This is a genomic window from Pseudomonas sp. GM78 (assembly GCF_000282475.1).
Taxonomy (GTDB): domain Bacteria; phylum Pseudomonadota; class Gammaproteobacteria; order Pseudomonadales; family Pseudomonadaceae; genus Aquipseudomonas.
Genome location: NZ_AKJF01000177.1, coordinates 1 through 15526 on the forward strand (window position 1 = coordinate 1; position 15526 = coordinate 15526).

Below are 15526 nucleotides of genomic sequence, written 5' to 3' on the forward strand. Positions count from 1 at the left end.
GAGCCGGCTCGCTCCCACAGGGACTACAACTGGATCACGCTTTTTTAGCGGCAGCCTTGGCTTTGACACTGCGCTGACGCTGCGCTTCGAACAGGCACACACCCGTTGCCACGGAAACGTTGAGGCTGCTGACGCTACCGGCCATCGGCAGGTTCACCAAGTAGTCGCAATGTTCACGCGTCAGGCGACGCATGCCCTTGCCTTCGGCACCCATGATCAGGATGGTCGGGCCGGTCAGGTCCTGGTCATAAAGACTGACCTCGGCCTCCCCTGCCGTGCCGACAACCCACAGGCCACGCTGCTGGAGCTTTTCCAGGGTGCGCGCCAGGTTGGTCACGGCCACCAGCGGAATCACTTCCGCCGCACCGCAGGCGATTTTTCGCACAACCGGCGTCAGGGTAGCCGACTTGTCTTTCGGCACGATCACTGCCAGCGCGCCCGCCGCATCGGCTGAACGCAGGCAGGCACCGAGATTGTGCGGATCGGTCACGCCGTCGAGCACCAGCAACAACGGAGCGCCTTCGGTGCGATCGAGCAGCTCGTCAAGCATCGCCTCGCCCCAGACCTGGCTCGGACTCACGTCCGCGACCACACCCTGGTGCACGCCTTCAACCCAGGCATCCATTTCGCGGCGCTCGGCCTGGCCGACCTGGACCCGGTTTTCGTTGGCCAGCTCAATCAGCGTCTGGACCCGAGGGTCATTCCGACCCTCGGCCAGCCAGATCTGCTTCACGCGTTTCGGGTGATGACGCAACAACGCTTCTACAGCGTGTACGCCATAGATCTTTTCCAACTGACTCATGACTTGGCCTTAGGTTTACGCGCCCCGCCAGTCTTGGCTGGAGCCGAGCCCGCTTTCGGCGGACCTTTACGATGTTTAGTCGGCTTGGCTGGCTTGCCGCCGGCAGCCTTTTCAGGCGCCGACCGGCTGGTCTTTCCCCCAGACGCCGCTTTACCGCCGCTTTTCGCGCCGGCCAGCAACGCCTGCTTCATTTCACGGCTCTTGCGCACTTCGGCGTTTTTCGCCGCCGCATCGCTTGGGCGATAGGCCTCGACAGCTTTTTCCTTGGCAGGACGACGGCCGGTTTTCGCCGGGACCGGCTCTGCTTCGGCTTTAGCTGCAGGAGCTGCCGTTTCGCTGCCACGTTTTTTGCGGCCGATCGGCGCGCTGATGGTTTTTTCGGCCATCTCGAAGTCGATCTTGCGCTCGTCGAGGTCGACGCGCATCACCCGCACTTCAACCGTATCGCCAAGGCGGAAGCTGCGACCGGTACGCTCACCGGCCAGGCGGTGGTGCACAGGATCGAAGTGGTAGTAATCGCCCGGCAGCGCGGTGACGTGCACCAGGCCTTCGACGTAGATGTCGGTCAGCTCGACGAACAGGCCAAAACCGGTCACTGCAGTGATCACACCCGGGAACGACTCGCCTACGCGATCCTTCATGAACTCGCACTTGAGCCAGTTCACCACGTCGCGAGTCGCTTCGTCGGCACGGCGCTCGCTCATCGAGCACTGCTCGCCGAGCTGCTCCAGGGCCGCCTCGTCGTACGGATAGATGCGCGCCTTCGGAATGGTCATCGCACCGGCACGGCGAACGTGCGGGGTATCTTGCTTCGAATGGATCACGCTGCGGATCGCCCGGTGCGTGAGCAAGTCCGGGTAGCGGCGGATCGGCGAGGTGAAGTGGGTGTAAGCCTCGTAATTCAGGCCGAAGTGGCCCTGGTTATCGGCGCTGTACACCGCCTGGCTCAACGAACGCAGCATGACGGTCTGGATCAGGTGGAAATCCGGACGATCCTTGATGCCGGCCAGCAACGCCTGGTAATCCTTCGGCGACGGGCCATCCTTGCCTTTGTGCAGGGACAGACCGAGCTCGCCGAGGAACGCGCGCAGTTTTTCCAGGCGCTCCGGCGGCGGGCCGTCGTGAACGCGGTACAACGCAGGAATCTCATGCTTCTTCAGGAATTCGGCGGTGGCCACGTTGGCCGCCAGCATGCATTCCTCGATCAGCTTGTGCGCGTCGTTGCGGATGGTCGGACGGATTTCCGCGATCTTGCGCTCGGAGCCGAAGATGATCCGGGTTTCCTGGGTTTCGAAATCGATCGCGCCGCGCACGTGACGAGCGGCCAGCAACACCTTGTACAGCGAATACAGCTGCTTGAGGTGCGGCACGACGTCAGTGTATTCGCCACGCAACTTGCGCGCTTCGGTGGCTTTCGGCGTTTCCAGCATCGCGCTGACCTTGTTGTAGGTCAGGCGGGCGTGGGAGTGGATCACCGCTTCGTAGAAGCAGTAGTCGGTCATCTCGCCGGATTTGGAGATTGTCATCTCGCAAACCATGGCCAGGCGATCGACCTGCGGGTTCAGCGAGCACAAGCCGTTGGACAGCTGCTCAGGCAGCATCGGGATCACGCGCTCGGGGAAGTACACCGAGTTGCCGCGCACCTGGGCCTCGGCGTCCAGCGCCGAACCGAGCTTCACGTAGCTGGAAACGTCGGCAATCGCCACGTACAACTTCCAGCCACCGGAGAACAGGCGCAGCTTGCCTGGACGGGCTTCGCAGTAGACCGCGTCATCGAAGTCGCGGGCATCTTCGCCGTCGATGGTGACGAACGGCAGATGACGCAGGTCGATGCGCTTCTCTTTGTCTTTCTCTTCGACTTCCGGCTTGAGCTTGGCGGCTTCCTTAAGCACGGCCTCAGGCCAGACGTGAGGAATGTCGTAGGTACGCAGGGCAACGTCGATCTCCATGCCCGGCGCCATGTAGTTGCCCACCACTTCAACCACGTCGCCTTGCGGCTGGAAGCGTGGTGTCGGCCAGTGAGTGATCTTCACTTCGACGAACTGACCGATCTGCGCGTTCGCGTTACGGCCCGGCGTCACCAGCACTTCCTGCTGGATCTTCGGGTTATCCGCGACAACGAAACCGATACCGCCCTCTTCGAAGTAGCGGCCGACGATGGTCTCGTGAGCACGGGACACCACTTCGACGATCATGCCTTCGCGGCGACCGCGGCGATCCAGCCCGGAAACACGCGCCAGTGCACGGTCGCCGTCAAACACCAGGCGCATTTGCGCCGGGCTCATGAACAGGTCGTCACTGCCGTCATCCGGCACCAGGAAACCGAAGCCGTCACGGTGACCGCTGATGCGGCCCAGGATCAGGTCGAGCTTGTCCACCGGCGCATAAGTGCCACGGCGAGTGTAAATAAGCTGTGCATCGCGCTCCATGGCGCGCAGGCGGCGGCGCAGGGCTTCGATCTGGTCTTCTGTGGTCAGACCAAACTCTTCGACCAGTTGCTCGCGGTTAGCGGGCGAACCCCGATCAGCAAGGTGCTGAAGGATCAGTTCGCGGCTAGGAATGGGGTTTTCATATTTTTCCGCTTCACGAGCGGCCTCGGGATCGAGGGACTGCCAATCGGCCATTAGAGAGTTTTCACCTTGTCTATATGCGGGTTAGTTTGGCATAGGCGTAATGAAACGGGAAATTTCAGGCTAATACGCCTCATCTAAAGCCCTTTATCGACACCAGGATTTTGATTTGAAGACCGCTGGTGAAATTTTTCAGGTTTTTTTGGTGTCGGGGGTTTACAGTTAAAAAGACGCTCCGTATAGTGCGCGCCATCGACGACGGACAACGTTGCCGATACTGCCCAGATGGTGAAATTGGTAGACACGCCAGCTTCAGGTGCTGGTGACCGCAAGGTCGTGGAAGTTCGAGTCTTCTTCTGGGCACCAATTTCGAGCTTGAGATTAGTTCAATTTCAAGGCTCACACAAAAACCCGCGAAAGCGGGTTTTTGCATTTCCGGGGTTCTGATCCGCATTTCTGAGGTTCTGATTTATTAATTTCAAATCAGGGGTTTACAGATCAAATTGCGCTCCGTATAGTGCGCCACATCAACAGCGGCAACGCTAGCGATGAAATGCCCAGATGGTGAAATTGGTAGACACGCCAGCTTCAGGTGCTGGTGACCGCAAGGTCGTGGAAGTTCGAGTCTTCTTCTGGGCACCAATTCAAATTCAAGGTTACGGCCTTGAATTTCACAGAAACCCGCGAAAGCGGGTTTTTGCGTTTCTGGCCCATCCAAAAAACAACACACAGGACCTCTCAAGGCTCATTTGAGAAACAATATCGTTTATCATTGTTGCAAGATTTTGCAATGCGACAGTGAGGAACCCTGCGAATGATGTTTCGAAATACCCTGCGCCGCGGCCTGACCACCACGCTTCTCGGCCTGGCACTCGCCACTCCCCTCACCCAGGCTGCCGACCCAGTCTCCCTGACGCTCTATAACGGCCAACACAAGGAAGTCGGCGATGCGGTCGCCAAAGCCTTCGAAGCCAAGACAGGCATTCACGTCAATGTGCGCAAAGGCAGCAGCAACCAGCTCGCCAGCCAGGTCGTCGAAGAAGGCGATCGCTCCCCCGCCGACGTGATCTACGCCGAAGAATCGCCGCCACTGAACAAACTCGGTGAGCAAGGCTTCCTGGCCAAGGCCGATGACACCACGCTGGCAGTCCTGCCCAAGGACTATGTCGCCGCGGACGGCACCTGGATTGGCGTCACCGCTCGGGTGCGCGTCGTCGCGTTCAACCCGAAACTGATCGAGGAAAAAGACCTGCCGAAATCGGTGATGGAATTCTCCGATCCACAATGGCAGGGCAAGGTCGGCTTCGTACCCACCAGCGGCGCGTTCCAGGAACAAGCCGTGGCGATCATCAAGGTGCATGGCATGGAGGCTGCGGAAGAATGGCTGACCGGCCTGCGCGCCTTCGGCAAGACCTACAGCAACAATATGGTTGCCCTCAAAGCCGTGGAAAACGGCGAAGTGGCGACGGTGCTGGTGAACAACTACTACTGGTTCGCCCTGCAACGCGAAAAGGGCCAGCTCGACTCGAAACTGCATTACTTCACCGGCGGTGATGTCGGCGGCCTGATTACTGTATCGAGCGCGGCCGTACTGAAATCCAGCAAACATCCAAAAGAAGCCCAGCAATTGCTCGCCTACATGGCCAGTGAAGAAGGCCAGCGCGTGATCACCCAGACCACCGCCGAATACCCACTGCACAAAGGCATGCAATCGGATCGCGGCCTCAAGCCTTTCAGCGAACTGCAAGCGCCGAAAGTCACGCCCGCCGACCTCGGTAATGCCGAAGAAGCCCTGGAGCTGGAACGCGAGGTTGGCCTGAACTGATGAGCGCATCGCTATCCGCCTCCGCCACGCAGGGCCGGTATGTGCCAGGGCGTAAGCGGCCTTCCATCTGGCTGGTGCTGCCGGTGCTACTGCTGGTCGTGCTCAGCTTGCTCCCCCTGGCGTACGTCGGCCTGAAAGCCTGGCAAGCGGGCTGGGCCCAAGCGCTGCACTTGCTGTGGCGACCTTATGTGTTTGGCCTGCTGCGCAATACCCTGGCGCTGATGATCGGTGTGACGCTGGCATGCGGCGTGATTGGCCTGTCGCTGGCATGGCTGCTGGAACGCAGCAATCTGCCGGGGCGGCGTCTGTGGGGCGTGATTCTGTGCTTGCCGTTCGCCGTACCGGCGTTTGTCAGCAGTTTTACCTGGGTGTCGCTGAGCGCTCATTTCGAAGGGCTCGGCGGGGCGATCCTGGTGATGAGCCTGTCCAAATACCCGCTGATCTTTCTGCCGGTGGCCGCCACCCTGCGCAATCTCGACCCCTCGCTGGAAGAGTCTGCCCGCACCCTGGGACAGAATCGCTGGGGGGTGTTTTTCCGCGTCACCTTGCCGCTGCTCTGGCCTTCGCTGTTGGCGGGGTCGCTGCTGATTGCCCTGCACATGCTGGTCGAATTCGGCGCGCTGTCGATCATCGGCCTGCAAACCTTCACCACCGCGATCTATCAACAGTTCGAGCTGGAGTTCAGCAACGCCAACGCCGCGATGCTCTCGGCGGTGTTGCTGGCGCTGTGCTTGATGTTGCTGTGGCTGGAACTGCGTGTTCGCGGCAAAGGCCGGCACGTGCGCACAGGCCAGGGCGCGGCGCGACAAGCAGAACAGGTTCGCCTGGGGCCGTGGGTGTTCGCGGGACAGCTTTATTGCCTGTTGCTGGCGATCATCGGCAGCGGCATTCCGCTGGGGATGCTGGCGTACTGGCTGGCCGTGGGCTCGTCGGCCGCGTTCCCGATCGCCGCGATCAGCGAGGCACTGCTGTCCTCCCTGGCCCTGTCCCTGGGCGGCGCGGCGTTTTGCCTGGTGCTGGCGCTGCCGGTGGGGTTGTTGGTGGTGCGCTATAAAGGGCCGCTGGCAATCTGGGCCGAGCGCTTGCCGTATCTGCTGCACGCGCTGCCAGGGCTGGTGATCGCGCTGACCCTGGTGTATTTCGCGCTGCACTATGTGCCGGTGCTGTACCAAACTTCGACGCTGCTGCTGATTGCTTATGCGCTGCTGTTTCTGCCGTTGGCCCAGGCGCCGATTCGCACAGCGCTGAACAAGGCTGCGCCGCAACTGGAAGAGGCGGCACGCACGCTGGGGGCGTCTTCGTTCAGTGCCTTTTGCCGGGTGACCCTGCCAATCATTTTCCCGGCGTTGGGGGCGGCGTTTGCGCTGGTGTTTCTGGATGCGATGAAGGAGCTGACGGCGACCTTGCTGTTGAGCCCGACCGGGCTCAACACACTGGCCACCGAGGTATGGGCGCATACCGCGAATGTGGAATTTGCGGCGGCGGCGCCTTATGCAGCGTTGTTGATATTGGTGTCGGGGTTGCCCGTCTACCTGTTAACGACCCGGATGTATTTGAGCCGCTGAGACCGCTATCGCGGGCAAGCCCGCTCCCACAGGTTCTGTTGCGAACACATACTCGCAGGCAACCTCAAACACTGTGGGAGCGGCGGTGCGACGATTCGACTTGCCCGCGATGGCGTCATCCGTGACAACACATCACGCCCTGAACTGCCCCAGGCTCGCTTTCAATTGCGCCGCCAACCCATCCAGTACCTTGCCGCTGGCCGTGGTTTCCACCACCGCCTGGGCCGCCTTCTCGGCTTGCACATGAATGGTCTCGACCCGACCGCGCACCGCCTGGGCTCCCCGGGCCTGATGCTCGGCGGCCTGGGTCGCCAGGCCGATCGCCGTGTGCACCTGTTCGACCGAAGCCTGCACCGATTGCTGCAACCGCGCGCTGTCACGTAGAACCAAAAGGCCTTCACTGGCCTGACGCCCGGCCTGACCGATTGCCGCCACGGCTTCGCGTGCACCTTGCTGCAACGCCACGATATGCGCCTGGATGTCGCCGGTAGAGCTTTGCGTCTTGCTCGCCAACGCCCGTACTTCGTCCGCCACCACCGCAAAGCCGCGACCGGTTTCGCCGGCGCGTGCCGCTTCAATGGCGGCGTTCAGCGCCAGCAGGTTGGTCTGCTCGGCAATCCCGTGAATCACTGTCAGTACCACCTCGATCTGCTCACTCTGCTGTGCCAGGCGCTCGATCACTTGCGCCCCGGTTTCTACCTGGCCAGCCAACGCCTCAATAAGGTTGCCGACTTTCGCCGAGGTCCGGGTGTTTTCGTCGGTGGCCTGACGAATATCCACCACCTGCTTCAAGGCCGCTTGCATGGCCTGGCTTTCAGACTGTGCCTCATCGGCCATTCGCGACAAGGCCCGCAGACTTTCAGCCACCTCATCGCGCTGCATGCCTGCCGCCGCATCGGCCCCGGCATTGCGCAACGTCATGGCACCGATTTCCACACCGGTACGCTGAGCGACATCACCTGCCTCGCGCACGATCGGCTGCAACTTGTCGACAAAGCGATTGACCGCCGAGGCCATGTCGCCAATCTCGTCCTTGCTGCTGATTTGCACGCGTTTGGTCAGGTCACCCTCACCCGCCGCCAGATCATCCATGGCGACAATCAACATCCTCAGGCGGTTGACGACTCGGCGCCCGAGCACGACTGCCAGCAACAGCAGGACACCAAAGCCCACCACCGCCAGACTCAAACCAATACGCCAGCGCAGGGTTGCCGCGGCTTCCTGCACGGTAGCGGTGGTATTGGCTTTCATTTCAGCAGCGGTGGACTGCGCCGATTGCAGACGCGCGCCCATGGCCGCTGCGCTGTCGGCCGCCGCGCCTTTGAGGCTGTCACCCACCAGCTGGTCGCCACTGGCAATCAACGCTGAGAAGCGCTTGTCCAATGCCGCCAGGTCGGCCTCTACCGACGCCGTCGAGACGCCCATCAGGACCTTACCGATTTCCACGCCATTCGGGTTGATCGAGGCCTCGATGTAGAAGACCGACGGATCGTTCTTCGCTGCATCCAGCACCTTGTCCAGCGCGCGCTCGCCCTGGCCTTTTTCCAAAAGGGCCTTGTTGATCGGGTTTTCGCGGTTGAGGTAACGCGTCAGATGCTGGCCCGTGGCGTCGTCATACACCACGAACAGGACGTTGGGGTTGCGCTGGGCCCGACGGGCGAACTCGGACAAGGTCGGAACGTCGTTGTCCCACATGGCGCGAGGCGCCACCGACGCCAGAAGCTGCGCCATGTCGCTGGCGGAGTCCTTCAGGTCTTTTTCCAGGGTCGAACGCAACTGCGCCTGCTCATCCTTCAGTCGCGTAGACAGGCCAGCCGTAAGGCGCTGACGCGTACTGGCGGACAGGCTGTCGAGGCTCGACGTGACTTCACGCCCCGCCTGCTCGAGCTCACCGGAGAGTTTTTGACTGTCCGCGCCCAGGCGCTGAGCGAGATCGGCTTCCAGCGCCGTCACGGTGCTTCGGGTCAGCGCGACCGCCACCAGTACCTGCACCAAAAGGGCGATACCAAGGGTAACGAACACGGGCCGCAACAAACGGCTTTGTAACAATGAGAGAACGGCCGACACTTGAAATCCCTCTGCTTGTGCGCCATTAAATTGATGGCACGCCCAAAAGTGACACTCTAGGCAAAGCTAATAGCAAAGGTCATGCCGTTCGGCAGGCATGAATGACAAAGGCCCCTATGAAGGGGCCTTTGTGTTTTACATCAACAGCTTATCAAGCGAACGGATGACGCAGAACGATGGTTTCGTTGCGGTCCGGACCTGTCGAAATAATGTCGATCGGCGCGCCGACCAACTCTTCAACGCGCTTGATGTAGTTACGCGCAGCCTGCGGCAGCTCTTCCAGAGTCTTGGCACCGAGGGTGGATTCTTTCCAGCCCGGCATCTCTTCGTACACTGGCTCCAGGCCAATGTAGCTGTCGGCATCGGTCGGTGCGTCGATCACTGCACCATCAGCGTTTTTGTAGCCAACGCAGATGTTGATGGTTTCCAGACCGTCCAGCACGTCCAGCTTGGTCAGGCACAGGCCCGAGATGCTGTTCACGTCGATGGCGCGACGCAGGATGACGGCATCGAACCAGCCGCAACGACGGGCACGACCGGTGGTTGCACCGAACTCGTGGCCACGCTTGGCCAGGAACGCGCCTACGTCATCGAACAGCTCAGTCGGGAACGGACCCGAACCCACGCGAGTGGTGTAGGCCTTGGTGATGCCCAGGATGTAATCCAGGAACATCGGGCCAACACCCGAACCGGTGGCGATGCCGCCAGCAGTGGTGTTGGAGCTGGTGACGTACGGGTAGGTACCGTGGTCGATGTCCAGCAGGGAGCCCTGGGCGCCTTCGAACATGATGTCCTTGCCGGCACGACGCAGCTCGTGCAGCTCGGCAGTGACGTCGAGCATCATCGGCTTGAGCAGCTCGGCGTATTCCATGCACTCGTCCAGGGTTTTCTGGAAGTCGATGGCCGGCTCTTTGTAGTAATTGACCAGTACGAAGTTGTGGTAGTCCAGCAACTCGCCCAGCTTGGCGGCGAAACGCTCACGGTGGAACAGGTCACCGATGCGCAGGCCACGGCGTGCAACCTTGTCTTCGTAAGCCGGGCCGATGCCGCGACCGGTCGTACCGATCTTCAGCTCACCACGGGCCTTTTCACGGGCCTGGTCCAGCGCAACGTGGTAGGACAGGATCAGCGGGCACGACGGGCTGATGCGCAGGCGCTCACGCACCGGTACGCCTTTCTCTTCCAGCTTGTTGATTTCCCGCAGCAGGGCGTCGGGTGCAACCACCACGCCGTTGCCGATCAGGCACTGCACGCCTTCGCGCAGTACGCCCGACGGGATCAGGTGCAAGACGGTTTTTTCACCGTCGATCACCAGGGTGTGGCCAGCGTTGTGGCCACCCTGGTAGCGCACTACGGCGGCAGCATGTTCGGTCAGCAGATCAACGATCTTGCCTTTGCCCTCATCACCCCACTGGGTGCCCAGGACTACGACATTCTTACCCATAACACTTGTCCTCATTCGCGCAAACTTGGTGCCGGCGGCAGCCGGCAGGAAAACTCAAGAAGCCAGTGGCGATACTTGCCAAAGCCCGTTCTGCTGAATCAATTGCCGGTCGCAGTCCGCTTCACGGGCGGCGGCCAAAGGTTGTCCAGGCAAGGCCTGGACGACACGCTGACCCTCACTGCGCAACTGGCAAACCTGCTGCCAGAGTGCCGCATCCGTACTGTCAGGCATCCAGATACCGCCAGACGGTAGCTCGATCTCAGCACGCCCCAGGGTCACCAGGGTTTTCAAATCGGTAGAGAAGCCGGTTGCCGGACGGGCGCGACCGAAGTCAGCGCCGATGTCGTCGTAACGACCGCCCTGGGCAATGGACTGGCCAACACCCGGCACGAACACGGCGAACACCACGCCGGTGTGGTAGTGGTAACCGCGCAGCTCGCCCAGGTCGAAGTACAGCGGCAGCTCCGGGAAACGCACGGACAAACGCTCGGCGATTGCCAGCAGGTCATCCAATGCAGCCAGTACCGCGGCAGGGGCCTTGGCCAGACGCTCACGCGCAGCCGCCAGCACTTCACGGCCGCCACACAGGTCGACCAACGCGCGCAGCATGCCCGACAAGTCAGCTGGCAAGCCTTCGGTCAAGGTAATGACCTCATCGATGGCTTTACGTTGCAACGCATCGAACAACTGTTGTTCAACTTCACCGGACAAACCGGCGGCGCGGGCCAGGCCGCGGTAGATACCGACATGCCCCAGGTCCATGTGCACATCCGGCACATCGGCCAGTTGCAGCATGGCGAGCATCAGGCTGATGACTTCCACGTCGCTGCTCGGGCTGGCATCGCCATACAACTCGGCGCCCAACTGGATCGGGCTGCGCGAGGACGACAAGGCACGCGGCTGGGCATGCAGCACACTGCCGGCGTAGCACAGGCGGCTCGGGCCTTCGCGGCGCAGGGTATGCGCATCGATGCGCGCCACCTGCGGCGTGATGTCGGCACGGAAACCCATCTGCCGGCCCGATTGCGGGTCGATGACCTTGAAGGTACGCAGATCCAGGTCCTGGCCCGCGCCGGTCAGCAGGGATTCCAGGTACTCGATATGGGGAGTCACGACAAACTCGTAACCCCAGCTCTGGAACAGATCCAACACCTGGCGACGCGCAACTTCAATACGCGCCGCTTCCGGTGGCAGTACTTCTTCGATGCCATCTGGCAGTAGCCAGCGGTCTACCGTTGCCATTACGCCTTCCCCTGTATCCGGGCGGCCAGCCCTGGGCCGAGCCCTTGAGTGAAGCAGAAAATGATTGTTCCGCGCAGGAACAACGAAGCGAAACGCCTATTACCGGCTTCGCCAATCACTTTCCTCGAAAAACCTGTCGAGCATTCAGCTCGGGCACCTGCACAAAACAGCATTCAAACATGCAGACGCAAAAAAGCCGGGAATTTCCCGGCTGCCGCATCATACACACGTTTTCCCAAAGGATCACCCCGCCAGAGGTATTAGCCGCCCGGCGGGATGAATCAGGTCAACGCTGTATCAAGGCTTGGCTTTTTCCAGGTAATGGAAGAAGTCACTGCTTGGGTCCAGGACCATGACGTCGGATTTGTTCGCGAAGCTTTCACGGTAGGCACGCAGGCTACGGTAGAACGCGTAGAACTCCTGATCCTGACCGTAGGCCTTGGAGTAGATCGAAGCGGCCTGGGCGTCACCGTCACCGCGAATCTCTTCGGATTCACGATAGGCTTCAGCCAACAGCACACGTCGTTGACGATCGGCGTCGGCACGGATGCCTTCAGCCAGCTCGTTACCCTTGGCGCGGTGCTCGCGAGCTTCACGCTCACGCTCGGTGCTCATACGCTCGAACACACTGCGGTTCACTTCCTTCGGCAGGTCGATGGTCTTGACCCGAACATCGACAACCTCGATGCCCAGCTCCTTTTCAGCCATCTTGTTCAGCGAAGCGGTGATATCCGCCATCAGCGCATCACGCTCACCGGACACGACTTCGTGCAAGGTGCGCTTACCAAATTGGTCACGCAGGCCCGATTCGAGACGACGGGACAGACGCTCGTCGGCAATCTGCTTCAGACCGGAAGTCGCAGTGTAGAAACGCTCGGCGTCCTTCACCCGCCACTTGGCGTAGGCATCGACCATCACGGCTTTCTTTTCCAGCGTCAGGAAGCGTTGCGTCGGTGCATCCAGCGTCATCAGGCGTGCGTCAAATTTACGCACCTGGTTAACGTAAGGCACTTTCACATGCAGGCCTGGCTGAACATCGGTCTGGACCACGCGACCGAACTGCAGCAACACCGCACGCTCGGTCTGAGCCACGATGTAGAAGCAGTTCCAGGCAGCGATCGCCACGACGACGCCGACAATAAGGGCGATCAGCGATTTATTGCTCATCAGCGACTCTCCCTGGTACGTGCTTGCTGTTGCTGCAGATCAGCTGCCGCACGTGCATTCGCTTCATTGCTGGTGGCTGCCGCGCCGGTCACCTGAGTGCTGGTGCTGCGACCACTGTCGACCATTTTGTCCAGCGGCAAGTAGAGCAGGTTGTTCTGGCCATTCTTGTTGCCGGTCACGAGAACCTTGCTGGTGTTGCTGAAGACTTCCTGCATGGTGTCCAGGTACAGACGCTGGCGGGTGACTTCAGGTGCCTTGCGGTACTCGGCGACCAGCTTGGTGAAGCGATCGGCCTCACCCTTGGCGCGCGAGACGGTTTCGTCACGGTAGCCATTAGCGTCTTCAAGGATGCGCTGGGCCTGACCACGGGCTTCCGGCACGACGCCGTTGGCATAGGTTTCAGCCTGGTTGCGCGAACGCTGCTCGTCTTCACGGGCGCGGATCACGTCATCGAAGGCTTCCTGCACTTCACGCGGTGCCGCTGCGCTCTGTACGTTGACCTGGGTGACGGTGATACCGGTGCGATAGGTATCCATGAAGCGTTGCAGGCGCTCCTTGATTTCGCTGGCCATCAATTCCCGACCTTCGGTCAGCACCTGGTCCATCGCGGTGGAACCCACCACATGGCGCAGGGCGCTGTCGGTCGCGTGCTGCAGGCTGATTTCCGGCTGATCGACGCTCAGCACGAAGTCCTGCAGGTTGCTGATCTTGTACTGCACGGTCAGCGGCACTTCGACGATGTTTTCGTCTTCAGTCAGCATTTGACCCTGCTTGGTGTACGCCCGCTCACGCGTGACGTTTTCCATGTACTTCTTGTCGATCGGCGGGAAGTAGATGTTCAGACCCGGGCCAACGGTTTCGTAGTACTTGCCGAAGCGCAGCACCACGGCTTGCTCCTGCTCGTCGACGACATAGACTGCGCTGTACAGCCACACGGCCGCCAATACGACCAGGCCGATGCCGAGCAGGCCGCCGAAGCCGCCACTCTTGCCCGAACCACCACCGTCATCACCACGTTTCTTTCCACCACCGAACAACCCGTTCAGGCTTTCCTGCAGCTTTCGGAAGGCCTCGTCGAGATCTGGCGGCCCCTTGCGATCGCCGTTATTACGACGCTTGCCACCCCAAGGATCCTGATTATTCGAGTTGCCACCCGGCTCATTCCAAGCCATAGCGCTCTCCATCTGATAAAGCAAAGACGCACCCACGGCGCGCCGACCAATGCTACAGAATGCCTGTCACCACGACACAACCGCTTTCTCAGGCTTTTATTGCAAAGTGTGTTGCTCGATGAATTCCACCGGTTGCAAACCTTCGCGGCTCACCAGCCGATTCAACTCGGCGCGTGGCAAACGAACGGCCAGCAAACTGATGCCCTCATCGTCATGTTCTTCCTTCTGTACCGCACCGAGTTCGAAGAACTGCGCACGCAGTCGAGCAAATCGGTTCGGCAAGCGCAAGGTGCCAACAAACAAATCATCCCCAAGCAGTTCGGCCACGGCCTGCCTGAGCAGGTCCAGACCTGTACCGTCCTTGGCCGACAACCAGACCCGTTGCGGCTTGCCATCGGCATCGCGCTGGATCTGCGGCTCCACCCCCTCGAGCAAATCGAGTTTGTTATAGACCTCGAGGATCGGCAAGTCCTGGGCCCCGATCTCGCCAAGCACTACCATGACCTGTTCAATCTGGGCCATGCGCTCGGGTTCATGGGAGTCGATCACATGCAGCAGCAGGTCGGAGTTGCTCGACTCTTCGAGCGTAGCCCGAAATGCCTCGACCAGTTTGTGCGGCAGGTGACGGATGAAACCCACGGTGTCGGCCAGCACGATCGGCCCGAGGTCATCGAGTTCGAGTCGACGCAGGGTCGGGTCGAGGGTGGCAAAGAGTTGGTCGGCGGCGAAAACTTCGGAATCGGTCACCGAGTTGAACAGCGTCGATTTGCCGGCGTTGGTGTAGCCCACCAGTGAAACCGTCGGTATGTCAGCTCGTTTGCGGCCACGACGCGACTGCTCGCGCTGGCTGCGGACCTTTTCCAGGCGCCCCTTGATCTGCCGCAGGCGAACCCGCAACAGACGCCGGTCGGTTTCCAGCTGGGTTTCACCCGGACCGCGCAAGCCGATACCGCCCTTCTGCCGCTCAAGGTGAGTCCAGCCGCGAACCAGTCGCGTGCTCATGTACTCAAGCTGGGCCAGTTCTACCTGGAGCTTGCCTTCATGGGTACGGGCGCGTTGGGCGAAGATATCGAGAATCAGGCCCGTGCGGTCGATCACGCGACACTCGAAAGCACGTTCGAGGTTACGCTCCTGACTGGGCGTGAGGGTGTGATTGAAAATCACCAGATCTACCTGCTCGGCTTTGACCAGGTCGCGTAATTCTTCGACCTTGCCGCTGCCAATCAGGTATTTGGCGGATGGCCGATGACGCGGCACGTTGAAAAACGCGACGGTCTCGGCGCCAGCCGAAATTGCCAACTCCTGAAACTCCTGCGGATCTTCGCGCGCCTCAGGGTCCTGTCCATCCAAGTGAACGAGAATGGCCCGTTCACCACCACCGTGGCGCTCAAAGAACAAAGGAGACTCCTATCAGGCGTTACCTGGCTCAGCATCACCCGCTTCGGATTCGGTTGCGCTAGGCAGACGAATTGGACGAACCGGCACTACTGTAGAGATAGCGTGTTTGTAGACCATTTGGCTGACGGTGTTTTTCAGCAGGATAACGAATTGGTCGAAAGACTCGATCGTACCTTGCAGTTTGATCCCGTTGACCAGGTAGATAGACACCCCAACTTTCTCTTTACGTAAAGTATTCAAGTAAGGGTCTTGTAGCGAATGCCCTTTTGACATG

General features: G+C 60.5%; 11 protein-coding genes and 2 tRNA genes. 4 read left to right on the plus strand and 9 right to left on the minus strand.

What is annotated here, in order from left to right:
* Positions 1-34: 34 nt before the first annotated feature.
* Complete coding sequence (gene rlmB, locus PMI35_RS06425) at positions 35-802, minus strand: 23S rRNA (guanosine(2251)-2'-O)-methyltransferase RlmB (protein ID WP_008064095.1); 768 nt, start codon at positions 800-802, stop codon at positions 35-37.
* Positions 799-3426, minus strand: a complete 2628-nt coding sequence (gene rnr, locus PMI35_RS06420; protein ID WP_008064096.1) for a ribonuclease R — start codon at positions 3424-3426, stop codon at positions 799-801. The genes rlmB and rnr overlap by 4 nt, the downstream gene beginning before the upstream one ends.
* A gap of 225 nt (positions 3427-3651) precedes the next feature.
* Here rnr and PMI35_RS06415 point away from each other — a divergent pair.
* The 4 genes from PMI35_RS06415 (at position 3652) to PMI35_RS06400 (ending at position 6762) form a co-directional block, all read left to right on the plus strand.
* Positions 3652-3738: transfer RNA gene (locus PMI35_RS06415), tRNA-Leu, on the plus strand.
* A 189-nt stretch (positions 3739-3927) separates the two neighbouring features.
* Positions 3928-4014: transfer RNA gene (locus PMI35_RS06410), tRNA-Leu, on the plus strand.
* Between the two features lie 172 nt (positions 4015-4186).
* Positions 4187-5197, plus strand: a complete 1011-nt coding sequence (locus PMI35_RS06405) for an extracellular solute-binding protein (RefSeq protein ID WP_008064098.1) — start codon at positions 4187-4189, stop codon at positions 5195-5197.
* A complete protein-coding gene (locus PMI35_RS06400; RefSeq protein ID WP_008064100.1) occupies positions 5197-6762 on the plus strand; it encodes an ABC transporter permease in 1566 nt (521 codons plus the stop codon). Before PMI35_RS06405 ends, PMI35_RS06400 begins: the two co-directional genes overlap by 1 nt.
* Before the next feature lie 132 nt (positions 6763-6894).
* Here PMI35_RS06400 and PMI35_RS06395 read toward each other — a convergent pair whose 3' ends face one another.
* From PMI35_RS06395 to hfq, 7 genes are all read right to left on the minus strand, one after another.
* Positions 6895-8829, minus strand: a complete 1935-nt coding sequence (locus PMI35_RS06395) for a methyl-accepting chemotaxis protein (protein ID WP_008064103.1) — start codon at positions 8827-8829, stop codon at positions 6895-6897.
* Positions 8830-8980: 151 nt separating this feature from the next.
* On the minus strand, positions 8981-10273 hold the full coding sequence (locus PMI35_RS06390; RefSeq protein WP_008064105.1) for an adenylosuccinate synthase: 1293 nt from the start codon (positions 10271-10273) through the stop codon (positions 8981-8983).
* A gap of 54 nt (positions 10274-10327) precedes the next feature.
* Positions 10328-11515: an ATP phosphoribosyltransferase regulatory subunit gene (locus PMI35_RS06385; protein WP_008064107.1), complete on the minus strand. Its 1188-nt coding sequence runs from the start codon at positions 11513-11515 to the stop codon at positions 10328-10330.
* Between the two features lie 297 nt (positions 11516-11812).
* Entirely contained in the window at positions 11813-12682 is an 870-nt protein-coding gene (gene hflC, locus PMI35_RS06380) for a protease modulator HflC (RefSeq protein WP_008064109.1), read from the minus strand.
* The gene (hflK, locus tag PMI35_RS06375) at positions 12682-13854 is read right to left on the minus strand and encodes an FtsH protease activity modulator HflK (protein ID WP_008064111.1); all 1173 of its coding nucleotides are present in this window, start codon (positions 13852-13854) and stop codon (positions 12682-12684) included. Before hflK ends, hflC begins: the two co-directional genes overlap by 1 nt.
* Before the next feature lie 96 nt (positions 13855-13950).
* On the minus strand, positions 13951-15252 hold the full coding sequence (gene hflX / locus PMI35_RS06370) for a ribosome rescue GTPase HflX (protein WP_008064113.1): 1302 nt from the start codon (positions 15250-15252) through the stop codon (positions 13951-13953).
* A 12-nt stretch (positions 15253-15264) separates the two neighbouring features.
* Positions 15265-15525: an RNA chaperone Hfq gene (gene hfq, locus PMI35_RS06365; protein WP_007902656.1), complete on the minus strand. Its 261-nt coding sequence runs from the start codon at positions 15523-15525 to the stop codon at positions 15265-15267.
* Position 15526: the final 1 nt, after the last annotated feature.